This is a genomic window from Streptacidiphilus sp. MAP12-20, assembly GCF_041262525.1.
Classification (GTDB): Bacteria; Actinomycetota; Actinomycetes; order Streptomycetales; family Streptomycetaceae; genus Streptacidiphilus.
Map to the genome: position 1 here is coordinate 129,569 of NZ_JBGCCK010000016.1, position 23,147 is coordinate 152,715.

The 23,147-nt window shown below is 71.7% G+C and carries 21 protein-coding genes; 14 read left to right on the plus strand and 7 right to left on the minus strand.

Going from position 1 to position 23,147, the window contains the following annotated elements; all coding sequences use genetic code 11:
• Window positions 1-122: 122 nt before the first annotated feature.
• Together ABIA32_RS22325 and ABIA32_RS22330 are read right to left on the minus strand one after the other, a co-directional pair.
• Window positions 123-2,261 (minus strand): alpha-galactosidase, encoded by a 2,139-nt coding sequence (locus ABIA32_RS22325; RefSeq protein WP_370098229.1) that lies wholly within the window; start codon window positions 2,259-2,261, stop codon window positions 123-125.
• 112 nt (window positions 2,262-2,373) lie between these two features.
• Window positions 2,374-3,534: an aminotransferase class V-fold PLP-dependent enzyme gene (locus ABIA32_RS22330; RefSeq protein ID WP_370098232.1), complete on the minus strand. Its 1,161-nt coding sequence runs from the start codon at window positions 3,532-3,534 to the stop codon at window positions 2,374-2,376.
• A gap of 79 nt (window positions 3,535-3,613) precedes the next feature.
• On the opposite strand from ABIA32_RS22330, the gene ABIA32_RS22335 reads away from it, so the two are divergent.
• The 13 genes from ABIA32_RS22335 to ABIA32_RS22395 all read left to right on the plus strand — a co-directional run bounded on the left by ABIA32_RS22335 (window position 3,614) and on the right by ABIA32_RS22395 (window position 15,094).
• A complete protein-coding gene (locus ABIA32_RS22335; protein WP_370098235.1) occupies window positions 3,614-4,927 on the plus strand; it encodes a DUF445 domain-containing protein in 1,314 nt (437 codons plus the stop codon).
• A gap of 230 nt (window positions 4,928-5,157) precedes the next feature.
• The gene (locus ABIA32_RS22340) at window positions 5,158-6,201 is read left to right on the plus strand and encodes an adenosine deaminase (RefSeq protein WP_370098238.1); all 1,044 of its coding nucleotides are present in this window, start codon (window positions 5,158-5,160) and stop codon (window positions 6,199-6,201) included.
• A 47-nt stretch (window positions 6,202-6,248) separates the two neighbouring features.
• On the plus strand, window positions 6,249-7,082 hold the full coding sequence (locus ABIA32_RS22345; protein WP_370098241.1) for a class E sortase: 834 nt from the start codon (window positions 6,249-6,251) through the stop codon (window positions 7,080-7,082).
• Complete coding sequence (locus tag ABIA32_RS22350) at window positions 7,079-7,885, plus strand: GntR family transcriptional regulator (protein WP_370098244.1); 807 nt, start codon at window positions 7,079-7,081, stop codon at window positions 7,883-7,885. The genes ABIA32_RS22345 and ABIA32_RS22350 overlap by 4 nt, the downstream gene beginning before the upstream one ends.
• Before the next feature lie 134 nt (window positions 7,886-8,019).
• Entirely contained in the window at window positions 8,020-9,141 is a 1,122-nt protein-coding gene (locus ABIA32_RS22355) for a TIGR03364 family FAD-dependent oxidoreductase (protein WP_370098247.1), read from the plus strand.
• Entirely contained in the window at window positions 9,141-9,839 is a 699-nt protein-coding gene (locus ABIA32_RS22360; protein WP_370098250.1) for an HAD family hydrolase, read from the plus strand. The genes ABIA32_RS22355 and ABIA32_RS22360 overlap by 1 nt, the downstream gene beginning before the upstream one ends.
• A gap of 232 nt (window positions 9,840-10,071) precedes the next feature.
• Complete coding sequence (locus tag ABIA32_RS22365) at window positions 10,072-10,812, plus strand: HAD-IIA family hydrolase (RefSeq protein WP_370098355.1); 741 nt, start codon at window positions 10,072-10,074, stop codon at window positions 10,810-10,812.
• 175 nt (window positions 10,813-10,987) lie between these two features.
• Window positions 10,988-11,782, plus strand: a complete 795-nt coding sequence (locus ABIA32_RS22370) for a hypothetical protein (protein ID WP_370098253.1) — start codon at window positions 10,988-10,990, stop codon at window positions 11,780-11,782.
• 196 nt (window positions 11,783-11,978) lie between these two features.
• Entirely contained in the window at window positions 11,979-12,644 is a 666-nt protein-coding gene (locus ABIA32_RS22375; protein ID WP_370098256.1) for a class F sortase, read from the plus strand.
• A 45-nt stretch (window positions 12,645-12,689) separates the two neighbouring features.
• Window positions 12,690-13,484, plus strand: coding sequence for a TetR/AcrR family transcriptional regulator (locus ABIA32_RS22380; RefSeq protein WP_370098258.1), 795 nt, complete (start codon window positions 12,690-12,692; stop codon window positions 13,482-13,484).
• 33 nt (window positions 13,485-13,517) lie between these two features.
• Entirely contained in the window at window positions 13,518-14,210 is a 693-nt protein-coding gene (gene ung / locus ABIA32_RS22385; protein WP_370098261.1) for a uracil-DNA glycosylase, read from the plus strand.
• A 96-nt stretch (window positions 14,211-14,306) separates the two neighbouring features.
• Window positions 14,307-14,636 (plus strand): hypothetical protein, encoded by a 330-nt coding sequence (locus tag ABIA32_RS22390; protein ID WP_370098264.1) that lies wholly within the window; start codon window positions 14,307-14,309, stop codon window positions 14,634-14,636.
• A 35-nt stretch (window positions 14,637-14,671) separates the two neighbouring features.
• Entirely contained in the window at window positions 14,672-15,094 is a 423-nt protein-coding gene (locus ABIA32_RS22395) for a hypothetical protein (RefSeq protein WP_370098267.1), read from the plus strand.
• Here the strand turns inward: ABIA32_RS22395 and ABIA32_RS22400 are convergent.
• From ABIA32_RS22400 to ABIA32_RS22420, 5 genes are all read right to left on the minus strand, one after another.
• Complete coding sequence (locus ABIA32_RS22400; RefSeq protein WP_370098269.1) at window positions 15,078-16,364, minus strand: family 16 glycosylhydrolase; 1,287 nt, start codon at window positions 16,362-16,364, stop codon at window positions 15,078-15,080. The two genes, ABIA32_RS22395 and ABIA32_RS22400, sit on opposite strands and share 17 nt — an antisense overlap.
• Window positions 16,361-18,259 (minus strand): galactose oxidase-like domain-containing protein, encoded by a 1,899-nt coding sequence (locus tag ABIA32_RS22405; RefSeq protein WP_370098358.1) that lies wholly within the window; start codon window positions 18,257-18,259, stop codon window positions 16,361-16,363. Before ABIA32_RS22405 ends, ABIA32_RS22400 begins: the two co-directional genes overlap by 4 nt.
• A gap of 80 nt (window positions 18,260-18,339) precedes the next feature.
• Complete coding sequence (locus ABIA32_RS22410) at window positions 18,340-20,088, minus strand: glycosyltransferase family 2 protein (protein WP_370098272.1); 1,749 nt, start codon at window positions 20,086-20,088, stop codon at window positions 18,340-18,342.
• A 176-nt stretch (window positions 20,089-20,264) separates the two neighbouring features.
• A complete protein-coding gene (locus ABIA32_RS22415) occupies window positions 20,265-20,915 on the minus strand; it encodes a 3-oxoacid CoA-transferase subunit B (protein ID WP_370098275.1) in 651 nt (216 codons plus the stop codon).
• 5 nt (window positions 20,916-20,920) lie between these two features.
• On the minus strand, window positions 20,921-21,691 hold the full coding sequence (locus tag ABIA32_RS22420; RefSeq protein WP_370098278.1) for a CoA transferase subunit A: 771 nt from the start codon (window positions 21,689-21,691) through the stop codon (window positions 20,921-20,923).
• A gap of 210 nt (window positions 21,692-21,901) precedes the next feature.
• On the opposite strand from ABIA32_RS22420, the gene ABIA32_RS22425 reads away from it, so the two are divergent.
• Entirely contained in the window at window positions 21,902-23,146 is a 1,245-nt protein-coding gene (locus ABIA32_RS22425) for a substrate-binding domain-containing protein (RefSeq protein ID WP_370098281.1), read from the plus strand.
• Window position 23,147 lies beyond the last annotated feature (1 nt).

Here is a 23,147-nt window from a genome sequence, read left to right on the forward strand (position 1 = left end):
GGCTCTGCTCGATGAACTGCCTGCGCGACAAGCCACCCTGTGCGGATGGCCCTGCTCGTTCGGCGACCCAGCTCCTCGGTGGCTTGTCGCGCAGTTCCCCGCGCCCCCAGCGGGTTGCGACTTTAGGTTCGGATCAGGTGCACCATCGTGCTCGCCCAGTCCTCGGAAGGGAGTTGGAGGTCAAGGCCCCGCTCCGCGAGCGCCGCGCCGTAGTGGAGCTCGCCGGTGCGCGTGTCGCGGTAGCGGGCGTCGCGGTCAAGGCCCGCGAGACGTAGGGGCGCGGGCCGCAGGCCGAAGCGGGGCTGGGGGAGCCAGCCGAAGGCCACCGTCTCGGCCGCTTCCGGGGTGACGTACTGGACCGCGGAGACGCTCTGCAGATCGCCAGGCGGGCGCAGTCGGAACAGGTCGCCGTGCTGGACGACATGGCGGACGGCCTTGTACTCGGCGATCAGCTGCTCCGCCTCCTTCAGCTCCGCGGGCTGCCACCGCGTCAGGTCGCCGCCCACGCCCAGCACCCCGCTCATCGCGCTGTGGAAGCGGAAACGCAGCGGGATGGACCGTCCTGTCTGCTGGTTGGGGACGTCGGTGACCCACGCCGCCATCGTCCGCACCGGATACACCTGCGTGTAGCCCTGCTGGATGACCAGCCGGTCGGCCGCGTCGGTGTTGTCGGAGACCCAGACCTGGTCCGTGCGGGCGAGCACCGCCGGGTCGACACGGCCGCCACCGCCGCTGCACGCCTCGATCCGCAGGCGTGGGTGGTCGGCGCGGAGCCGGTCCAGCACGGAGTGGTAGTTGCGGACGTAGTCGAACCAGAGCCGGTCGCCGCGCCCGCTCGGCTCGTCCGGCCAGCCGGCCTCCGAGAACGGGCGGTTCATGTCCCACTTGAGGTAGTCGACGTCGTTCTCGGCGACCAGTCGGGTCAGCCGGCTGTGAGCCCACTCGGCGACGTCAGGTCGGGCGAAGTTGAGCACCAGCTGGTTGCGCAGCTCCGTGCGGGCGCGGTGCGGGAAGTGCAGCACCCAGTCCGGGCGGGCCCGGTACAGGTCGCTGTCCGGGTTGACCATCTCCGGCTCCACCCACAGGCCGAAGGCCATGCCGAGCCGGTGCACCTCGTCCGCCAGCGGCCGGAGCCCGGCGGGGAACGCGCCCGGGTAAGGGGCCCAGTCGCCGAGGCCCGCGTGGTCGTCGCGGCGCGCGCCGAACCAGCCGTCGTCCATGACGAAGAGCTCGACGCCCAGCGCAGCCGCGTGCGCCGCCAGCCGCGACTGGTTCTCCAGGGTGACCGAGAATCCGGTCGCCTCCCAGGAGTTGTAGAGCACCGGGCGGGTCTCGTCGGCGTGCGGCAGCACCTTCGCGCGCAGGTGCGCGTGCCAGGCGCGGCTGAGGCCGCCGAAGCCGCCGGCCGGTGTGTACAGGGCGAGGACCGGCGGAGTGGTGTGGGTCTCGCCGGGGCGCAGGGCGACCGTGACGGCGTCGTGGCCCGCGCCCGCGCTGAGTGAGAGCCGGTTGTCAGGGGTGCGGTGTAGCGTCAGTTGCCAGGAGCCGCTCCACGCGAGCGCCGCGCTCCAGACCTGGCCCTGGGTTTCGTCGGCCCAGCCCTCGTTCGCGTCGCCCGCGTCGAGGATCGCCCAGGGCTGGGCCTGGTGGCTGGTCGTGCCGGTGCGGCTGGTGAGGACGGTCTCGCCGAAAGGCAGCGGTTCACGTTTGAGCTGCGTCTCGGCGGCCCAGAGCCCGACGGCGTGGCTGAGGCGGTAGTGGTCGCGCGGGGGCAGGGAGAGCGTCGCCGAGTCGGCGCGCAGGACGAGGATGTCGTCGGCCTTGCCCGTGTGGGTGAGGGCGGTCCAGCGTTCGATGACGTCGGTGTCGGGGTGGACGCGGTAGCCGAGTGTGGTGCGCAGCGGGTAGTGCGGGTCGGTGAAGTGCAGCAGCAGGGTGGCCGGATCGGGCTGCTCGTGGCCGTCGGCCTGCCAGGTCAGCGCGCGCGTCCCGTCGGCGAAGCGGACGCGGAGTGCGGGAGGGCCGTACCGGTTGCCGCCGTCGACGGTCAGCTCCTCCTCGGCGGCGGCGAGCCCCTCGAAGCTGCTGCGCCACTTCGTTCCGGCGAGCGGGAGGGAGACGGCCTGAGCCAGTGTCAGCGGTCCGCCCCAGTGGAGGTGGCGGGGGACGCCGCGCTCGTCGATGCGCAGCGCGTAGCCGGTGCGACGCGTCGTCAGAAGCCAGGTCCGGGTGGCGGGGTCGTGGGCTATGGCGGCAGGCATGCATGTCCTCGCTGTTGAAAGCTGTTGGACCGTGTGTGGTTCTGAGCGTAGGGCGGCCGCCTGGGGTCGCGAAAGGTGTGCGTCGGTTCAGGTCGGTTCAGGTCAGCGCAGGTCAGTTCGGAAGGGAGGTCAGGGCCCGATGGACGAGATCGACGGTGGTGAGCGTGGTCGAGGCGTGCGCCGAGAGTCGCAGCTGGTCGGGGCGGGTCGTCGCGGTGACGCCGTGCTTCGCCAGGTTCTCGGCGACGACCGTCGGGTCCGTACGCGGCATCGTGAACGCCACGATGCCCGCCCGCTCCTGCTCCGCCTCCGGCGAGAGCACCAGGCCGCCCGCGCTGCGGACGGTGTCGATCAGCTGGGCCGTACGCATCGCGATGTGCGCCTGCACGCGGCCCACGCCCGCCTGCAGCACGAGCTCCAGCGCCGCGGCGAAGCCGCCCGCCGCCACCGGGCTCAGATTGGTGAGCGAGAAGCGCGCCGCGCCCGGGGCCGGAGCGTGTTCCTGGCTGTCGAAGACGCCTGCGTCCACGACGCCGGTCCAGCCGGTCAGCGCCGGCTCCAGGCGTTCCAGGGCCAGCGGCGAGGCATAGAGGAAGCCCGTCGACCAGCCCGCCCGGAGCCACTTCTGACCGCCGGTCACCAGCAGGTCGGCGGCGGCCCAGGGCAGGTCCGCCACGCCCATGGCCTGGATCGCGTCCACGATCAGCAGCCGGTCAGGACCGATCACCTCGCGGATCGCGGCCAGATCGGCCCGGTAGCCGGTGCGGAAGTCGACAGCCGAGAGCGCGACGGCCACCGTCTCGGTCGTCAGCGCCTGCCCGACCAGGTCCGCGGTCACCCGGCCGAGCGCGTCGGGCGCCAGCGGCACGGGCCGCACCCTGCCCAGCTGTGCCGCGCGCAGCCAGGGGTAGGCATTCGAGGGGAACTCGCGCGCCGGCACGAGCACCGTCCCGTGCGGCAGGCCGAACGCGGCATGGAAGAGCCCGGTGCTCGCGTTGGGCAGCAGCGCCACCGCGTCCACGGGGACGCCGCCCAGCAGCCGGGCGGCGGCCTGACGCGCCCGCAGCTCCTGCCGCATCAGCTCGTCCACGGTGTCCGCCCCCGCGCGGGCGCTCTGCTCCTGCAGCCGCCGCGTCGTGTCCAGCACGTCCGTGGAGGGCGGGCCGAAGCGGGCGAAGTCGAGATAGCCGTCCGGCTCGACGAAGCGCTCGCTGTAGCCGGACAAGCCGCCGGAGTGGTGGGTGGTCCGGTCGGCGTGAGCTGGCGTGGACATGGATCTCTCCGAGATCTCTCCGGCGGTTCGACCGTTTTGCTGACGGGCGGGTAACACTTGCTCCGTGGAAACGCTCCCGATGAAGCCGAAAGAAGCGACCGACGCGCGGGAAAACCGTATGCCAGCCGGGGCGGGCGCGGTGCGCTACACCGCCTCCGACGAGGTGAAACGGCGTGGCGTTCGCAGAATGAAGACGATCGCGACGGGGTTCCTGGTCGCGGCGACGATCATCTACATCCTGACCAGCTGGGCGCTGCGCGCCGGCGCGGGTCCCTGGGCCGGTTACGTCCAGGCCGGGGCGGAGGCGGGCATGGTCGGCGCGCTGGCGGACTGGTTCGCCGTGACCGCGCTGTTCCGGCGTCCGCTCGGGCTCCCGATCCCGCACACCGCGATCATCCCCACCAAGAAGGACGCCTTCGGCGTCAGCCTCGGCACCTTCGTCGGCGAGAACTTCCTCTCGGTCGAGGTCGTCCGCGTGCGGCTCGCCGCGCTCGGCGTCGGTCGCCGCGTCGGCCTCTGGCTCTCCGCGCCCGGCAGCGCGGAGAAGGTCACCCGCGAGGCGTCCGCCGCGCTGCGCGGCGCGCTGGCTGTGCTGCGCGACGAGGACGTCCAGGCCGTCGTGGGCGAGGCGGTCACCCGCCGCGCGGCGGCCCAGCCGATCGCGCAGCCGATAGGCCGGATGCTGGCCCGCATCGTCGACGAGGGCGGACACCGCGGCGTGGTGGACCTGTGCGTGGTGCGCGCCCACGACTGGCTGGTGGAGCACCGGGAGCAGGTCGTCCAGACGATCTCGGAGGAGGCGCCCGGCTGGACCCCGAAGTTCATCGACAACCAGATCGGCGTGCGGGTCTACAAGGAACTGCTGCGCTTCGCGACCGAGGTCCGCGACGACCCCGGCCACGCGGCGCGCGGCGCGGTGGACAGCTTCCTCGCCGACTTCGCGGACGAACTGCGCAACGACCCGGAGACCATCGCCCGCATCGAACGCGCGAAGGCGGACCTGCTGGCCCGCTCCGAGGTGCAGGATCTGATCGCCTCCGCGTGGAGCGCGGTGCGCGGCATGGTGCTGGAGGCGGCGGAGGACGAGGACAGCCAGCTGCGGGTTCGCATGCGCGACGGCATCCGGAGCTTTGGGTCGCGCCTGGCCACGGACACGAAGATGCAGGCGAAGGTCGACGGCTGGCTGGAGGACGCGGCGGAGTACGTGGTCGACACCTATCGCGGCGAGATCACTTCGCTGATCTCCGAGACGGTGGCGGGCTGGGACGCGGACGACGCCTCCCGCAAGATCGAGGCGAACGTGGGCCGTGACCTCCAGTTCATCCGCATCAACGGCACGGTGGTCGGCGCGATCGCGGGTCTGCTGATCCACACAGTGTCGACACTTGTTTGAGTTGCACTATCTGGGGGCGCGGGGAACTGCGCGAGAAACCACCCGCGTGCGGATGGCCCTGCGCGTTCGGGGACCCACCACCCAGGGTGGCTTGTCGCGCAGTTCCCCGCGCCCCTGATGGTGCAACTGGCCCTACGTCGTGACCTGTCGCGCCCCTAAGGGGGTTGCAACTGGGCCTGAGGGCCTCGTGAGAGGCTGTGGGGCAACGGGACGAAGTGGGAGGAAAGAGAATGGTTGCTGCGGATGGGAGCCTCCGCGCGTTCGTCGCGGGTCTGCCGAAGGCGGAGCTGCACGTGCACCACGTGGGCTCGGCGTCGCCGCACGTCGTGGCCGGGCTGGCGGCGCGCTACGAGGGGCGGACGGCCGTGCCCGCCGACCCGGACGCGCTGGCGAAGTACTTCGAGTTCACCGACTTCGGCCACTTCATCGAGGTCTACCTCTCCGTCGTCGATCTGATCCGTGACGCCGAGGACGTCCGCGCGCTGACCTACGGCGTCGCCGAGGACATGGCCCGGCAGAACATCCGCTACGCGGAGCTGACGGTCACCCCGTACAGCTCGGTCAAGCGCGGTATCCCCGGTGAGGCCTTCATGGAGGCCATCGAGGACGCGCGCCACGCCGCGGAGAAGGAGCTCGGCGTCACGCTGCGCTGGTGCTTCGACATCCCCGGCGAGGCCGGGCTCGAGTCCGCCGAGGTCACCGAGCGCCTCGCGCTCGACCTGCGGCCCGACGGCCTGGTCAGTTTCGGCCTCGGTGGGCCGGAGATCGGCGTGCCGCGTCCGCAGTTCCAGCCCTACTTCGACCGGGCCCGTGCGGCCGGCCTGCACAGCGTGCCGCACGCGGGCGAGAGCACGGGGCCGGAGACCGTCTGGGACGCCCTGCGCCACCTGGGCGCGGAGCGGATCGGCCACGGCACCCAGTCCGTCAAGGACCCGGCGCTGGTCGACTACCTCGGTGAGCACCGCATCCCGCTCGAGGTCTGCCCGACCTCCAACATCGCCACCCGGGTGGTCGAGCGGATGGAGGAGCACCCGATCCGCCAGATGGTCGAGGCGGGCCTGGTCGTCACGATCAACAGCGACGACCCGCCGATGTTCGGCACCGATCTGAACCACGAGTATGAGGTCGCCGCCGGGCTGCTCGGACTGGACGAGGCAGGCGTCGCGGAGCTGGCGAGGCAGGCGGTCCGCTCCTCCTTCCAGGACGAGGCGGGCAAGACCCGTCTCCTCGGCGAGATCGACGTGCATCTGGCGGGGTGGCGCGCCGGAGCGTAATCTGACGCCGCGTCAGGGATTGAGGCCGAGGCGCGTGGGGGGCAGGAATGGGACCGCGGTGGTTGTGGGGACTGCGCCGCGGTCTCATTCTCTTCGGCGAGTTGGCGGTGACGCTGGGCCTGGTCGTGGTGCTGCTGGCGACCTACGAGCTGTGGTGGACCAACCGCTCGGCCGACGCCAACGCCGCGCAGGCCGTCGCCACCCTGGAGCGGCAGTGGGACGCGCAGGCGCGCGCCGACGCCTCGACGGCCTCGCCCTCGCCCGGCGCGTCCCCCGGTGGCAGCGGTTCCGTCGCCCCGACCGCCGGGACGTCGGCTCCGGCCGGGAGCGGTAGCGGCGGCGGGGCCGGTGGCGCCTCAGGCGGTGATTCCGGCGGCGGGACCGGTGTCGACAGCATGGCCCGCGACCTCACCGCCTTCGCCGTGATCAGGATCCCCACCCTCGGCGTGGTCTTCCCGGTCGCCGAGGGCGTCGACAAGTACGCCGTGCTCAACCACGGCTACATCGGCCACTATCCCGGTACCGCCATGCCCGGCCGGCCCGGCAACTTCGCCGTCGCGGGCCACCGGAACACGCACGGCGAGCCCTTCCGCCACCTCGATCGGCTCGGCGTCGGGGACGCCGTCGTCGTCGAGGTCTCCGGCTGGGACTACGTCTACCGGATCGACTCGATCCTGCCGCAGACCGAGCCCGCCGACGGCGCCGTGATCCTGCCCGAGCCGTACAGCGAGTTCCATCCGGAGGCCAGGTATGGCTACCGCACGCCCGGCAGCTACATCACGCTGACCACCTGCACCCCGGAGTTCACCTCCCTCTACCGGATGGTGGCCTGGGGTCGTCTCGTCGGTCGGCAGCCGCGTCCGGCTACCGTGGGAGCGTGAGCCCACCGATTCCCCAGGCGCCGCGCCCGCCGCATGCGTCGCACTCGCCAGGCGCGCCGGTCCGCGCCGGTATCCCCGAGCACGGCCGGATGCCCAAGTACTACCTGGCCAAGGCCCAACTCGCCGAGTTGCTCGACGAGTTGGGTGAGGGTGAGGTGCTGCCCGCCGAGCGCGAGCTGGCCGAGCGCTACGGGGTGGCCCGCGAGACCCTCCGGCTCGCACTGCGCGAACTGCTGCTGGAGGGCAGGGTGCGCCGTCAGGGGCGCGGCACTGTCGTCGCCGGGCCCAAGATCGAGCAGCCGCTCTCGCTCGGCAGCTACACCGAGGGCGTACGGCGGCGCGGCCACGTGCCGGGGCGGCGGCTGATCGGGCTGGAGCGCTTCGCCGCCGACGCTGCGGCGGCGCTCGAACTCGGCGTCGAGCGCGGGGACTTCGTCTGGCACCTGGAGCGCGTGCTGCTGGTCGACGAGGAGCGCGTCGGCCTGGAGAGCACCTATGCGCCGACCGCGCTGCTGCCCCGGATGGATGAGGACTTCGACCCGGCCGGCTCCTTCTACGCCTACGCCCGCGCGGCCGGCGGCCTGGTCTCCGGCGGCGGCAAGGAGCGGATCGAGACGGTGCTGGCCACCCCGCGCGAGGCGCTGCTGATCGGCACGCCGCCGGCCCTGCCCATGTTGCTGCTGCACCGACGCAGTTGGGACGTGACCGGCCGCCCCTTCGAGCGCGTGCGGACGCTGTACCGGGGCGACCGGTTCAGCTTCTCGACCGAGCTGACGGCTGCCGCCGAAGAAGCGTTCGACTGACGGATTCCGGTCGAGCTCGTGGGCATGTGGATAACGGCTTGATAACGGGTCTAGTCCGAACATGCCGCCGCTGTTCATCCTGGATTCACCGGGAGGGTCCCGTCGCGCAATCGAGAAGACCGAGGGTCGTCGGCGTGAAGGTCATCGTTGTGGGAGCAGGAGCGCTGGGAACGATGCATGCCTGGCATGCGGTCCAGCGCGGTCATGAGGTCGTCCATCTGGAGCGGGAGGAGCAGGCGCGCGGCGCGTCCGTCCGCAACTTCGGTCTGGTCTGGGTCGGCGGCCGGTCCGAGGGCGCGGAGCTCGACACCGCGCTGCGGGCGCGGGAGCTGTGGGAGGGCATCGCCGCCGAGGTGCCGGGGGTCGGCTTCCGCGCCTCCGGTTCGCTCACCGTGGCGCGCACCGACGCCGAGTACGCGGTCGCGGCGGAGGTCGCCGTCCGGCCGGACGCCGCGCGTCGTGGCTGGCAGCTGCTGGACGAGGACGCCGTCCGCGCCGCGAACCCCGCCCTCGGCGGCAAGCTGCTCGGCGCGCTGTGGAGCCCGCACGACGCCCAGGTCGAGCCGCGGGTCACCCAGCGTGCGCTGCAGGACCACCTGCGCACCACCGGCCGCTACACCTTCCTCGGCGGGCGCGAGGTCCGCGAGGTCCTCGGCGAGCACTCCGTCCGCGACGACCGCGGCGAGCTGCACAGCGGCGACCGCGTCGTGCTCTGCACCGGCGCCTGGATCGGCGGCCTGGTTCGCGAGCTGGCCCCGCAGCTCCCGGTGCGCAAGGTGCGGCTGCAGATGATGCAGACCGAGCCGCTGGACGTCCCGCTGACCACCTCGGTCGCCGACGGCGACAGCTTCCGCTACTACCCCGCCTACCAGGGCCCCGCCCTGGACCGGCTGAACGAGGGCCAGGCCCAGGACCCGGTCGCCGCCGCACACAAGATGCAGCTGCTGCTGGTCCAGCGCCGTGACGGCACCCTGACGATCGGCGACACCCACGAATACGAGCAGCCCTTCGGCTTCGACGTCGTCGAGGAGCCCTACGCCTACCTGCGCGGCGTGGTCGAGGAGCTGCTGGGCCGGCCGATGCCCGCGATCCGCCGCCGCTGGGCCGGCGTCTACGCGCAGTGCGTGGACACCACCCGGGTCGTGCACCGCGAGCGGGTGCGCGAGGGCGTCTGGCTGGTGACGGGTCCTGGCGGCCGTGGCATGACCTGCTCGCCGGCGATCGGCGAGGACACTGCGAACGAGATGGGGCTGTGATGGCTGCTGGGACCGTGCCTGCCAAGCAGGTGAAGCTGGTCGTCCTCGACATGGCGGGGACGACCGTCGCGGACGGCGGACTGGTCGAGCTGGCCTTCGAGTCGGCCGCGCGCGAGCTGGGCGTCGAGGCGGGCAGCGAGCGGCACGAGGCGATGCTCGCCGACGTGCGGGCGACGATGGGGGAGAGCAAGATCTCCGTCTTCCGTCGGCTCTTCGGTGACGAGGAGCTCGCGCAGCGCGCCAACATCGGTTTCGAGGCGGCCTACGACCGACTGGTCGGCGAGGGCCACTGCGCGCCGATACCGGGCGCGGTCGAGGCGATCGAGCGGCTGCGCGGGGCGGGCCTGACGGTCGTGCTCACCACCGGCTTCTCCGGTCCGACCCAGCAGCGCATCATCGAGACGCTGGGCTGGCAGGACCTGGTCGACCTCGCCCTCTCCCCGGCCGACGCGGGCGGCCGCGGTCGCCCCTACCCGGACCTCGCGCTCGCGGCGTTCCTGCGCACGCATGCGGCGGACGACGTCGCCGAGATGGCCGTCGTCGGTGACACCGGCTACGACATGCAGTGCGGAGTGCGGTCCGGAGCGGGCCTGGTGGCAGGCGTGCTGACCGGTGCTCACGGCGCGGAGCGGCTGCGGGCCGACGGTGCGACCAAGGTCCTGGCGAGCGTGGCGGATCTGCCGGCGCTGGTGCTGTAGGAGGGTGCGGAAGCGGGTCGAAGCGAGGCGCTGCGTCCGCGTACCGTCCTGCCTGATGGGATGGTGCGCGGACGGGCCGTTGATCGGATTAGGCTGGCCGTGGTCCGGGCAATCAATGACTCAGCAGAGTGGAGACACGGTCGTGGCCCAGAGCAAGTCCGCCGCCGAACCGAACAACGCCGAGGCGAAGCCCGCCCCGACAGGCAAGCCGATCGAGTCGTGGTTGACGGACATGGACGGCGTCCTGGTCCACGAGGGCACGGTCATCCCGGGCGCCGACGACTTCATCCGCCACCTGCGGGAGTCGGGCAAGCCCTTCCTGGTACTCACCAACAACTCGATCTACACCCCGCGCGACCTGCACGCGCGCCTCGCCGGGATGGGCCTGGACGTCCCCGAGGAGTGCATTTGGACCTCCGCGCTGGCCACCGCCAAGTTCCTGGCCGGACAGCGTCCGGGCGGCACCGCGTACGTCATCGGCGAGGCCGGCCTGACCACCGCGCTGCACCAGGTCGGCTACGTCCTGACGGACAGCAACCCGGACTATGTCGTCCTCGGCGAGACCCGTACCTACAGCTTCGAGGCGCTGACGAAGGCCATTCGCCTGATCAACGCCGGCGCGCGGTTCATCTGCACCAACCCGGACGAGACCGGCCCCTCCTCGGAGGGCGTGCTGCCGGCGACCGGCTCGGTCGCGGCGCTGATCACCAAGGCGACGGGGGTCGAGCCGTACTTCGTCGGCAAGCCCAACCCGCTGATGATGCGCGAGGCGCTGAACACGCTCAACGCGCACTCGGAGTCGACGGCGATGATCGGTGACCGGATGGACACGGACATCAAGTCGGGCATGGAGGCGGGCCTCAAGACCTTCCTGGTGCTGACCGGCCTGACCGCGCAGGCGGAGGTCGAGCGCTTCCCCTACCGTCCGTCCAAGGTGGTCAAGTCGGTTTCCGATCTGATCGACCTGATCTGATCGATCGCGGCTGGTCGATCGATCGAACGCTTTCGGGATCTGGCTGGGCCGAACGGGTGCTGCTGCTGTGCGCAGCTCACCCGCTCGGCCCTGTTTCTCGTTTGGGGGGTGGGGCGATCGTCATATTTCTTACGGTCAGTCAGTCCGGATCTGACGGATCGAAAGGAAGACCCCGATGGCGAAGCTGCGTGGGGCGATCGCGAGTACGCTCGCGTCCGCCGCGCTCCTGGTAGGGAGCTGTGCGGGCGTTGCGGTCGCCGCGGCTTCGGCGGACGTCGCCTCGGCCGGGCAGCAGCCGGGGAGCAGTGACGCGGGGGGCACGACGCTGGTCACGGTGGGTGGGGACACCCCGCTGAAGGTGCCCGCTCCGGGGGCGGTCGGCGGCGCGAAGGTCCAGCCGCCCGTGGTGCTGGAGACGCTGAACGTCGATCCCGGCGAGAGCCGGGCGGGCGGCTCGGTCGATCTGCGCACCTTCGCCGACTGCGGCGGGACCAGCACCGGCGAGGTCCGCTCGGCCGCGTTCGCGGCACCGGTCGGCCTGGCGCTGGCTGCGGACGGCGGGCTCTACGCGGCAGCGCGGATCGCGCCGAACACCAAGCCGGGAACCTACCTCGTCCACGAGTTCTGCGCGGGTCACCCGGTGGCCGCAGGCAAGCTCACCATCGCAGAGCTGGGCGCCCCGGCGACGGGCGGCGGCTGGCGGGCCCTGCACGCGGACGCGGCTCCGGGCACCGCCCAGGGCGCGGCGGGACGCACGGCCTCGGCCGCGTCCCCGCTGCTGCGCGACGCGGCGGTCGGCCTCACCCTGGCCTCGATCGCCGCTTACGGCGCCCTCGTCCTCCGCCGCGGCCGGGCGCATGCGGCCGGCGCGGCCGGTTCCGGCGGCACGGCGGGTCTGATCGGTCCGACGGACAGGGCGGCGGTGGCGGCGAGGGCTGCGGCAGCGGCTACGGCCGACGCGGATGCGTGACACGGGCGGAAATGGGGCAGGTGCCGGTTCGGGCGTTCGTGGCGAGGCGGGCGTCCGGTCGCGCTTGAGTGCTGCTGCCGGCGGCACGGGAGTGCGGGCTGTGCGCAGGGCGAGTGGGACAGCTGGGGCGGGGTCCGCGGTGGGGCGGCGGCGAGTGGCCGGGGCCGGAGCAGATGGCGAGGGCCGTGCTTCGGGCGTGACGGGGCGTCTGGTGGTCGGGCTGGCCGGGGTGTCGGTGGGGCTGCTTGCTGTGGCGCTCGGCGGGGCTCTGGGTGGGATCGGCGGTGAGCAGGTGCGGGCAGGCGGCGTGGTGGCCGCGCGGCCGGGGTCGGATGCCGTTCAATCGGCGCGCAACGTCTCGGGGGCAGCCCCGGTGAGGGTGGTCGGCCAGCCGGCGACGCTGCCGCGGTCGACGCCGCTCGCGCTCGCCATCCCCTCCGTGCAGCTGACAGCACCCCTGCTGGGCCTCGGCATGGACGGCAAGGGCGCGGCCGAGCTGCCGCCCTTCTCGCTGCCGCGGACGGCCGGCTGGCTGCGTGACTCCGCCTCGCCGGGAGAGGCCGGCACCGCCGTGATCGTCGGTCACGTCGACACGACCAGCGGACCCGCCGTCTTCTGGAACCTCGCCGCCGTCCGCCCAGGGGCCGAGGTGGACGTCACCCGGCTCGACGGCCACACCGCCGTCTTCACCGTGGACCAGGTCCGGGCCTACCCCAAGACCGGCTTCCCCACCGCCCAGGTCTACGGCCCGAGCCCCGGCGCGCAACTGCGCGTGATCACCTGCGGCGGGGGCTTCGACCAGGCGAAGCACGAGTACACCGGCAACGTCGTCCTCTTCGCCCACCTCGGCGCCGTGCGCTGAACGCTGGTGCGTACAATGTACGCATCAGTCGTGGAGGAGGCAGCGTTGGCGGAAGCCCGTACCCCCGTGTGGGCCCGGACGCGCAGCGCCGGGCGGGGGCCCCAGCCGTCCCTCAGCGTCGAGGCGGTCGTCGCCGCCGCGATCGCGATCGCCGACGCCGAGGGCGTCGAGTCGGTGTCGATGCGCCGCATCGCCGCCGAGCTCGGGGTGGGCACCATGTCGCTCTACCGCTACGTCGAGACCAAGGACGACCTGATCGATCTGATGATTGATCAGGTGATGGGCGGCGACCCGGGTGAGCGTCGGGCCCGGCTGCCCGACTGGCGCGCCGAACTGCGCGGCATCGCCGTGCGCTACCGCGCGCTGCTGCTGCGGCACCAGTGGGTGCTCGGCGTCTCCTCGCCCCGCCCGCCGTTCGGCCCGAACGTGCTCGACAACACCGAGCGGATGCTCGGCGCGATGGACGGACTGGGCCTGAGCATCGAGGAGATGGCGCGCTTCGGCTGGACCGTGATGGCCTACGTGCGCGGCTTCGTGATGAGCGAGCTCGCCGAGGCCGAGACGATCCGCCGCACCGGCGTGACCGAGGACGACTACCGCAGAGCCGTCGGCCCCTACCTGATGCGGGTCATGGCGGAGGGTCGGCACCCGCTGCTGGCCCGCTTCATCGACGAGGCGGACGACCACCCGGACGTCGACGCCACCTTCGAATGCGGCCTGGACCAGGTGCTGGACGGCGTCGCCCTGACGCTGGCGCGGCGGGGTGGCGGTGCGGAGGACGGCTCGCCCGACGGCTTGTCGGTGGCGGGCGATACCGTTTCCGGGACGACGACGAGCTAGGGAACACCCCTGGCCGGCCCCGGAGGTTCCCGTATGTCCACTCCCGCTCTCACCGACGAGTTCGTGCTGCCCGAGTCCTGGCGCGGCGCTCTGCAGAGCGAGATCGAGCAGCCGTACTTCAGCGAGCTCGCGGAGTTCGTCGCCGCCGAGCGCGAGTCCGGGCAGGTCTTCCCGCCCCGGGGCGAGGTCTTCGCCGCGCTGGAGTCGACGCCGCTGAGCGGGGTCAAGGTGCTGCTGCTCGGTCAGGATCCGTACCACGACGACAACCAGGCGCACGGCATGTGCTTCTCGGTCCGTCGCGGCGTCAAGGTGCCGCCGTCGCTGCGCAATATCTACAAGGAGCTCGCCTCCGACATCGGCGTCACGGCCCCCAAGCACGGCAACCTCCAGGAGTGGGCCGACCAGGGCGTGCTGCTGCTCAACGCGGTGCTGACGGTGCGCGCGCACGAAGCCGGCTCCCACGCGGGGCGTGGCTGGGAGAAGTTCACCGACGCGGTGATCAAGGCGGTCAACGCCCGCCCCGAGCCGGTCGTCTTCGTCCTCTGGGGCGGCTACGCGAAGAAGAAGCTCCCGCTGATCGACACCTCCCGCCACACGGTCGTCCAGAGCGGCCACCCCTCGCCGCTCTCCGCGCGCTACTTCCTGGGCACGAAGCCCTTCTCGCAGATCGACAAGGCGCTGGCGGACGTCGGCCAGGCCCCGATCAACTGGCAGCTGAGCGAGTAGCGGCGAGGAGTGAGCGGCGAACGGTCGGCGAGAGAGCTGTTCAGCCGGTGATCCGGCTGGCATGATCCCTCCGGTCGACGTCATGACGGATGGGGAGTGAACGCGGTGGTGCGCGGCGGCCAGCGGATCCTCCTCTCGCGGGCGAGGGGCGGCTGGCAGGATTGCCTGCGCGCCTACGTCGTGTTCATCGACGGCCGCGAGGTCGGCCGAATCCGGCGCGGCCGCCAGTTGGAGTGGGCGGTGGAGCCCGGCACCCACACGGTCAAGCTGACAGTCGACTGGTGCTCCAGCGAGTCCGCCCTTGTGACGCTCGCTCCCGGTGTCGACGCCCGGATCAGCTGTCGGCCGGGCGGCTCCGGAGGGCGCGGAAACCTGGGGCGGGCCCTGGCGGACACCGGGCAGTGGATCGAATTGACCCGCTGTTGAGGGGCAACGGCAGCCGCGGGTGGCCGCTCCGGCAGATGTGGCGCTGGCTGGCGCCGGTATGGATCTGCGTCGTGCTCGTGGTGTCGATTCGGAACGTGGGGCCGTCCTGGTCCGCGCATCTGGGCGAGGGCGTCAAGGGCACCTGGACGCAGACCGGCTACCCCTGCGCCGGGCGTCACTCCTGTGTCTGCAAAGGTGAGTTCGTCTCCGCCGACGGCGCCGAGAGACTGTCGGACGTCCCCGTCCACCGCTATGGCGGCGGCTGCCTCGTCGGCGGTGGATCGGTTCCGGCTCTCGCCGAGGGCCGGATTGTCTACCCTGCGGACGGCGGACCCGCCTGGTTCGCGAGCAGCGCGGGGGTGGCGCTCTGCGCGGCGTTGCTGCTCCTCTGGGGCTGGACCGACGGCCGCAGGCTGGTGCGGTGGGTGCGGTGGGTGCGCCTCACCGTCCGGCGGTGAGGCCGGTCAGGGTCAGGCCGACCGTCGGGGACGTGGCGATCAGCGTCAGATAGAGGTCGTGGACCCCCTTGGTCGGAATGTGGAGCCTGCCCGTCACGGTGGTGGAGCCCGCCGGTAGGTCGAGGGCACCGATGGTGGGGCCGGTGGGGGAGTCGATGCGGAGCTCGAGCTTGAGCTGTTCGGAGGCGGACCGATAGCTCGCGGTCACCGCGGTGGCGGCGGTGATCTCCGAGCCGAAGTCGAAGGCTGCCAGCTTCGCCGACGCCTTGTCGCCGGTCAGGGCAGGGAAGCTGCGAGCTGCCGTGGCCGCCGAGGGGGAGGACGCGGAGCCGGCGCCGCCGCGTTGGAGCACGGCGACGTAGTCGACGATCATCGGGACGCCCGGCTTCGTCTCCGGCGTCGGGGTGGTGACGCCCGGCGCGAGGGCGTCGGGGAACTGGCCGCCGATCGCCAGGTTCAGCAGCAGGAAGTCGCCCGCTGTGGTGGCCGCCGCCCAGGCGTCGGGAGAGACGTCGGTCGCCTTGACCGTCCAGTAGCGGACGTGGTCCACGTACCAGCGCAGCTCCTCCACCGGGAGGCTGCGGTCCCATTCCACCGCGTAGGTGTGGAAGGCGGTGTGGCAGCTGCCACCCGGGCAGGCTGCCGTGCCGCCGAGGCCGACGCGTTCGTTGCACGGGCCGCCCTGGCCCACGCCGCAGTGCATCGTGCCGCGCACGGTGTTGTCTCCGTTGACGTTCTCGACCACGTCGAACTCGCCGATGCCGGGCCAGGCGTTCGGGTCCGTGCGCTCGCCCGCACCCAGCGCCCAGAAGGACGGCCAGTAGCCGAGCGCCTGGCGGCCCGTCACATCCGGTAGCTGGAGCCGCGACTCCATGCGCAGCACCGAGCCTGCCGCTGGGCGGAAGTCCCTGCGGCGGGTCTCGATCCTGGCGGAGGTCCAGCCGCCGTCGGCGTCCCGCAGCGGCGTGATCAACAGGTGGCCCTTGCCGTCCTGCCGGAGGTTGGCCGGGTCGGCGGTGTAGCGCTGGACCTCGTCGGTGCCCCAATGCGGGGCGCCGCCCGGGTAGCCGGTGCCGGTGTCGACCAGCCAGGCTCCCGGATCCGGCGCGGCCCCGGCAGGACCGTTGAAGTCGTCGCGCCAGACCGCGGACCAGCCGCCCGACGGAGCAGCCGCCGGTGCGGGTGGTGACCCCCGCACGAGGGTGTAGCCGACGACACCGGCCACGATCGCGGCCAGCGCGAGGACGAGGGCGAGCACGCGGCGGCTCACCGGACCTGCACCCACCGGGCGATCGACGGTACGCCGGCCTTGTTCACGACGAACAGCATGTACCAGCCGGGCGGCACCAGGCCGCTGCTCGCGGGCATCGTCACGCGCACTCCCGCCATGTCCGCCGCCCGTGTGAACGGCAGGGCGATGCTGCGCTGCTGGACGTCCGTGGCATGCGTGACCGAGGAGGGACGCATCAGCCGGACCGCGTCGATGTCGGCCGGCGCGGAGACGCCCAAGCTCGCCGTCTCGCCGAGCCGCAGCTGCTGCGGGCCGGAGTTGATGCTCGGGCGTTCGCCGCGCTGGTAGAGGTAGGCAGGCGTGTAGATCTCGATGCGTTGCTCGAAGACCTGCGGCCCGGCGTCCTGTTTGTTGCCGAAGAGCGGGTTGGAGCCGAGGGTGACCACCCGGCCGTCGGGCAGCAGCAGGGCCTCGCTGTGGTAGTCGCGGCCGATGGTCGGGTCGGCGGCGGGCGTGAAGCGGTTGCTGGTCGGGTGGTAGATGTCGGCCTTGAGGATGTCGCTGCCGCGCTTGCCCCGGTAGTCGCTCGAGCCGCCGGTGGTGAGGACGGTGTCGTCGGGCAGGATCACGCTGTTGAGATAGCGGGTCGCCCCGCCGGGGAGCTTCGGTCCTTCGACGTAGCGCGGGACTGCCGCGTTCAGGTCGACGACGGCCGTCCGGTCGGTGGAGACGGCGGACTCGCCGGGGGCGCCGCCGCCGAGGAACATCACCTTCTGACTCTGGGCGGGCGGCAGCAGCACCGAGGAGGAGGTCTCGGTCAGGTCCGGTCGGCCGAGGCCGGGCACGACCTGGAAACTGTTGGTCCGCAGATCCCACAGGCCGGGCGTGCGGCCCTTCTTGGCATCGCCGTAGCCGGCGTTGGAGCCGGAGTAGAAGAGCTTGTTCTGCGCGGTGAGGAAGAGCGCGGGGTAGGTGGCGAAATAGCGGGTGGGCCCGGGCGTCCACGTCTTCGTCGCCGGGTCGAAGATCTCGTTCTGGCCGTCCAGGACCGAGCCGGTGTCGTCCAGGCCGGAGACGGCGACGACCTTGCCGTCCGGCAGCGGGGCCAGCGTCGGATACCAGCGGGCGTACTGCATCGGGGCGACCAGCTCGTACTGCTCGCTTACCGGGTCGAACTCGTAGGCGGCCTTGATGCCCTGGAAGTTCTGGTCACCGGAGTTGATGTTGGCGCTCATGCCGTAGAGCGTGTTGGCGTCGTTGCCGACCTGCCCGGAGACGGCGAACCTGGTCCGGACGGCGACGTTCTCGCCCTTGCCCGCCTTGAGCGCCAGCACGAAGACGGCCTGCTGGGTATGGCGGACGACCGTGCGGTAGCCGCCGCGAGCCTTGGGGTCGAGGACGTTGACCTTCGTCGCCGGGGCGAGGATCAGGTCGTCGTCGGACTGGTAGCGGCGGCCGTCGGGCGCGGTGAAGAGCGTGCCCTTGGGCACCGTCCGGGGCTTGTTCGGATCCTCGTTGAAGACCTGCATGGTGCCTCCGGCCCGCGTGACGGCCGGACCGAGCAGCTCGTAGCGGAGCGTCCCTCCGGCGACGAGCAGCTTGCCGTCCGGCAGTTGGGCGTGGCCGCCGCAGAACATGTCGTCGGGGGTGGGGATGAGCTTGTACGTCTCGTTGACCGGGTCCCAGAGCAGGGTCTTGAAGCTGCCGGCCTTGAAGTTGTCGGTGTCGTTGCCGGAGCCCGCGACGATGAGCACCTTGCCGGTGTGCAGCAGGCTCGCGTGGACGGCGTTGACCCGGAACTGCTGCGGCAGGACGAGCGTGCTCCAGGAGCCGTAGGCGGCCTTGTAGGCCGGCCGGGAGATCTCGTACGCGTGGTACTGCTGATGGGCGAAGGAGATCGCGGCCGGGGCGTTCATGCCGAGGACGGTGAGCATCAGGGTGCTGCCGAGGGCGAGACGCTTGGTACGCACCGAGGCGGCGCGGCCCCGCGTGCGCAGCTTGGAGAATGTGGTGTTCACGGATTCCTCCGGGCGCTGCGGGCCGCGTCGATGCGCCAGATGACGATCGGCAGCAGGCTGGTGGCCATGGCTATGCCGGCCCAGATCCGCATCGCCAGATAGGTGTTGTGGGTGGAGAAGGAGGCGACCAGCGCACCGCCGAAGAGCAGCGCCCAGAGCAGGTGCGTGGTGAAGGTCAGCAGGCGGTCGCCGCTGACGGAGTCGCCCTTGGGGGTGACCCGGAAGCCGCTGGGCAGCCGGAGCAGCGCGGCCAGGAAGGACGTGGCGTAGATCGGTGTGGCCAGCGCGCCGATCACCATGCCGCCGACGCCGGTGGAGCCCGGCTTCTCGTGCGGGCTGATGTTGTGGCGGCGGTTGACCGCGTAGAGGCCGATCTGGAGCAGCACCGCGTCGCTGTAGAGCATCATCCACGTGGACGTGGGCACGTTGACCCCGGAGGCGCCGAGCACCAGGTAGAGCACGCTGCTGACGCCGCCGAGGATGCAGGAGATCGCGGACATCGGGTAGAAGGTCAGCATCAGCGTGTAGTTGACCATCCGCCCGGGGGAGAGGCGCCAGGCCCGCCACCAGAACTGCTTGAGCAGCGTCTCGTAGGTGCCCCGGCTCCAGCGTGACTGCTGGCGGAAGAAGTCGGTCCAGGAGGACGGGCCCTCGCCGACGGCGAGCACGTCGGGGGTGTAGACCGAGCTCCAGCGTCGGCCCGTCTCCGGGTTGTCGCGGGTGTGCAGCATCAGGCCGGTGGCCATGTCCTCGGTGATCGAGTCGTGGTATCCGCCGATCTGGCGCAGCGCGCTGACCCGCACCACGTTGTTGGTGCCGACGAGCATGGGCGCGCGGTATCTGTTGCCGGCCCGCTGGACCACCGAGTGGAAGAGGAACTGCTGGCTCTCGGCAGCCTTGGTGATCAGCGTGTCGTAGTTGCCGTAGACCTGCGGCCCGACGACGAAGGCGATGTCAGGGTCGCGGAACCAGCCGAGCGTCCGCTCCAGGTAGGAGGGGTGCGGGACGTGGTCGGGATCGACGGCGGCCACGAAGTCGTAGTCCGGCCCGTGCGCGTCGAGCCAGGCGTTGTAGTTGCCGTGTTTGGTGCGGGCCCGGAACGCACCCTTGCGGGTGTTCCACTCGGCGATGCCGCGCCGGGAGAAGTGCTGCACGCCGAGCTCGGCGCAGAGGGCCTTCATCTCGTCGGCGTCGCCCTCGTCGAGCAGCCACACGTGGAGCGTTCCGACGTGGCGGATCCGCCTGGCCGCCGCCAGCGTGTGCCGGAGCATCTCGACCGGTTCGGAGCCGGGCACGGCCGTGGTGAGGAAGGCGACCCTGGTGCCGCTCTGCGCCCGGACCGGAATCGGATCGCGGGCGAAGAGGGATCCGTGCGCATTCGACAGGACCTGCAGCAGGCGGAACAGTTCGATCACGATGATGCAGCCGAGGACGACCCGGTCGAGCGCGATCAGCCAGGTGCGCGGATCGTACGGCCTGGTCGTCCAATTGCGTGGCAGAGCCATCCAGACGAGCAGCGCGAGCTCCATCAGCGGCGCGAGGACCATCAGCGTGCGGACCTTGCGCCGGTTCGGCGCGTCGGCGTGCAGGCTGCGGTACCGCACTCGGTACGGACCTGGCGGCGCGTCCACGACCGGCCCGGCGAGTTGGCTGAACCGCTCGTAGTCGTAATCGGGCACGTCGGCGGACGGCCGCGCGCGGGCGTCCTCCTCGGCCGGACGTGGAGCCGCGGACAACTGAGTCATGACCAGTACCCCCCTGAGGCCGCACCGCTGCCTCGCAGCTGTGCGGCCTACCCCCGAAAGCGATGCGAAGCGGCGTCGGCTCTCCCCTGAACCGACGACTACGCACAGCCTGCTTCGGGTGGCAACGGGCTCGTGCTCGAACGCGTCGGATTAACGCGAACGAGGGAATGGCCGAATCAGGATTCGAATCGGGCCTCCGTCACGGCCCGCACCTGGTGCTCCGTGACGCCCGGCGCGGTCTCGACCAGCCGCAGCCCCGCGCCGTCCGGCTCCACGTCGAAGACGGCCAGGTCGGTGATGATCCGGTGCACCACCCGACGGCCGGTCAGCGGCAGCGTGCAGCGCTCCAGCAGCTTCGGACTGCCGTCCTTGGCGGTGTGCTCCATCACGACGACGACCCGGCGTGCCCCGTGGACCAGGTCCATCGCGCCACCCATGCCCTTGACCATCTTTCCCGGGATCATCCAGTTCGCGAGATCCCCCTGCGTCGAGACCTGCATCGCGCCCAGGATCGTCACGTCGACGCGGCCCGAGCGGACCATGCCGAAGGAGGCCGCCGAGTCGAAGTACGCCGCGCCGTCCAGCACGGTGACGGTCTCCTTGCCGGCGTTGATCAGATCCGGGTGCTCGCTTCCGGCGACCGGGTACGGGCCGGTGCCCAGAATGCCGTTCTCCGAATGCAGCACCACCGCGACGCCGGGCGGGAGGTGGTTCGGCACCAGGGTGGGCAGCCCGATGCCCAGGTTGACGTACTGCCCGTCGCGAAGCTCGGCGGCGGCGCGCGCGGCGAGCTGGTCGCGCGTGAGCGGGGTGAGGGTCGTCGGCATGCGGGTCACTTCTCCTCGGAGGCAGCACTGGCGGCGCGGGTGGTGCGGCGTTCGACGCGCTTGTCGTCCGGGTCGGCCTGGACGATGCGGTCCACGTAGATGCCGGGCAGGTGCACCGCGTCCGGTGGCAGCTCGCCCGGCTCGACGATCCGCTCGGCCTCGACGACGGTGATCCGTCCGGCCATCGCCGCCAGCGGGTTGAAGTTGCGCGCGGCGGCGTGGAAGCGCAGATTGCCGTGCCGGTCGGCCGTCTCCGCCCGGACCAGCGCGAAGTCGGCGGTGATGGCCTCCTCCAACAGGCAGGCCCGGCCGCCGAACTCGCGCGCCTCCTTGGCCGGCGAGGCCACCAGCACCGCACCCTCGTCGTCGTACCGCCAGGGCAGCCCGCCCTCGGCCACCTGCGTACCGACGCCGGCCGGCGTGTAGAACGCCGGGATCCCGCAGCCGCCCGCGCGCAGCCGCTCGGCCAGCGTGCCCTGCGGGACCAGCTCCACCTCCAGCTCGCCGCTCAGGTACTGCCGCGCGAACTCCTTGTTCTCGCCGACGTACGACGAGGTCATCCGCGCGATCCGACCGGCCCGCAGCAGCAGCCCGAGCCCCCAGTCGTCGACGCCGCAGTTGTTGGAGGCGACACGCAGACCGCCGGTGCCGGCCTCGACCAGCGCGGCGATCAGCGTCGAGGGGATGCCGCACAGGCCGAAGCCGCCGACCGCGAGCGCGGCTCCTTCCGGGATGTCCGCGACGGCCTCGGCGGCTGATCCGATCACTTTGTCCATGCTTGCTCCAGCTCCTGCGGCAGTTGCCCACCAGGGGGGTTCTCGGGGGAGCCTTCACCTTCGCCAGCGTGTGCGGCGGGCGGCCATGTCGGTCGGCCACATGCTTCGGCCATGGGATGCGGTGTCCGGTCACATGTCCCCTGCCCTGCGCGGCTCCTACCGTTCCGGCATCCACCCAGTGACCGACCGCAGGGCCCGGGAGCCGCAGCCATGACCATCTCGAACCGTCCTCATGTCGCCGACTCGCCGGTCCGCCGCAGAAGCGCCGTCGCCCTCGCCGCGGCGGCAGCCGCCACTGCGCTGCTGGCCGGCTGCGCCTCCGCCGGCACCGCCCGGTCCGGCGGCGGCAGTTCGTCCTCCGCGCCGGTCAAGGTCGGTCTGCTCTACTCCAAGACCGGTCTGCTCGCCGCCTACGGCAAGCAGTACGAGCAGGGCTTCCAGGCCGGACTCGCCTACGCCACCCACGGCACTGGCAAAGTGAACGGCCATCAGATCCAGCTGACCGAGCAGGACGACACCGGCGACCCGGCCACCGCCGTCGCCGACGCGAAGGACCTGATCGGCAAGGGCACCAAGATCCTGGTCGGCACCGTCGACTCCGGCATCGGCCTCCAACTCGCCCCGCTGGCCGCGCAGAACCAGGTCCTCTACATCGCCGGACCCGCCGCCACCGACGCACTGACCGGCGTCAACAAGTACACCTTCCGCTCCGGCCGGGAGAGCTACCAGGACATCGCCGCCGCCGGTTCCTTCGTCGGTGACCCCAGCGGCAAGAAGATCGTCGTGCTGGCCCAGGACAGCGCCTTCGGCCAGGCCAACGTCAAGGCCGTCACCGCCGTGCTGGGCGCCAAGGGCGCCCATGTCTCCTCCGTGCTAGCACCGCCCAGTGCGACCGACCTGACTCCCTTCGCGCAGCAGGTCAAGGCAGCCGGGGCCGACCTCGTCTACGTCGCCTGGGCCGGTGCCACTGCCCCCGCGCTGTGGACCGCGCTCAACCAGCAGGGTGTGCTCGGCTCCACCAAGGTCGTCACCGGCCTGGCCGGCACCGCCTCGTACCCGATCTTCGGCGACGCGGGGACCAAGGTCTCCTTCCTGGCCCACTACTTCCCCGGCGCGGGCGGCGGCAACGCCGTCGAGACCGCGATGATCAACGGAATCAAGCAGGCCGGCGGCACCCCCGACCTCTTCTCGCCCGACGGCTTCACCGCAGCGCTGATGGTGGTCCACGCGATCGAGGCGAGCGACAGCAACACCGACGCCATGGCCAAGGCCCTGGAGGGCTGGAGTTTCGCCGGACCGCAGGGCCAGGAGCAGGTCCGCGCCGCCGACCACGCGCTGCTTCAGCCGATGTTCCAGGCCACGCTGACGGGCTCGGGCGCCGCCGCCGCGCCGAAGCTGCTGGCGACACTGACGGCCGATCAGGTCGCGCCCCCGGCCAAGACGATGGCGGGCTGAG

Bases quoted from the DNA above. Each gene is read 5' to 3' on its own strand.
- ABIA32_RS22325 (WP_370098229.1), bottom strand. From the start codon at position 2,261: ATGCCTGCCGCCATAGCCCACGACCCCGCCACCCGGACCTGGCTTCTG.
- ABIA32_RS22370 (WP_370098253.1), top strand. From the start codon at position 10,988: ATGGCGAAGCTGCGTGGGGCGATCGCGAGTACGCTCGCGTCCGCCGCG.
- ABIA32_RS22395 (WP_370098267.1), top strand. From the start codon at position 14,672: ATGTGGCGCTGGCTGGCGCCGGTATGGATCTGCGTCGTGCTCGTGGTG.
- ABIA32_RS22335 (WP_370098235.1), top strand. From the start codon at position 3,614: ATGAAGCCGAAAGAAGCGACCGACGCGCGGGAAAACCGTATGCCAGCC.
- ABIA32_RS22425 (WP_370098281.1), top strand. From the start codon at position 21,902: ATGACCATCTCGAACCGTCCTCATGTCGCCGACTCGCCGGTCCGCCGC.
- ung (WP_370098261.1), top strand. From the start codon at position 13,518: ATGTCCACTCCCGCTCTCACCGACGAGTTCGTGCTGCCCGAGTCCTGG.
- ABIA32_RS22345 (WP_370098241.1), top strand. From the start codon at position 6,249: ATGGGACCGCGGTGGTTGTGGGGACTGCGCCGCGGTCTCATTCTCTTC.
- ABIA32_RS22420 (WP_370098278.1), bottom strand. From the start codon at position 21,691: ATGGACAAAGTGATCGGATCAGCCGCCGAGGCCGTCGCGGACATCCCG.
- ABIA32_RS22405 (WP_370098358.1), bottom strand. From the start codon at position 18,259: ATGCTCACCGTCCTCGGCATGAACGCCCCGGCCGCGATCTCCTTCGCC.
- ABIA32_RS22410 (WP_370098272.1), bottom strand. From the start codon at position 20,088: ATGACTCAGTTGTCCGCGGCTCCACGTCCGGCCGAGGAGGACGCCCGC.
- ABIA32_RS22360 (WP_370098250.1), top strand. From the start codon at position 9,141: ATGGCTGCTGGGACCGTGCCTGCCAAGCAGGTGAAGCTGGTCGTCCTC.
- ABIA32_RS22365 (WP_370098355.1), top strand. From the start codon at position 10,072: ATGGACGGCGTCCTGGTCCACGAGGGCACGGTCATCCCGGGCGCCGAC.
- ABIA32_RS22340 (WP_370098238.1), top strand. From the start codon at position 5,158: ATGGTTGCTGCGGATGGGAGCCTCCGCGCGTTCGTCGCGGGTCTGCCG.
- ABIA32_RS22330 (WP_370098232.1), bottom strand. From the start codon at position 3,534: ATGTCCACGCCAGCTCACGCCGACCGGACCACCCACCACTCCGGCGGC.
- ABIA32_RS22415 (WP_370098275.1), bottom strand. From the start codon at position 20,915: ATGCCGACGACCCTCACCCCGCTCACGCGCGACCAGCTCGCCGCGCGC.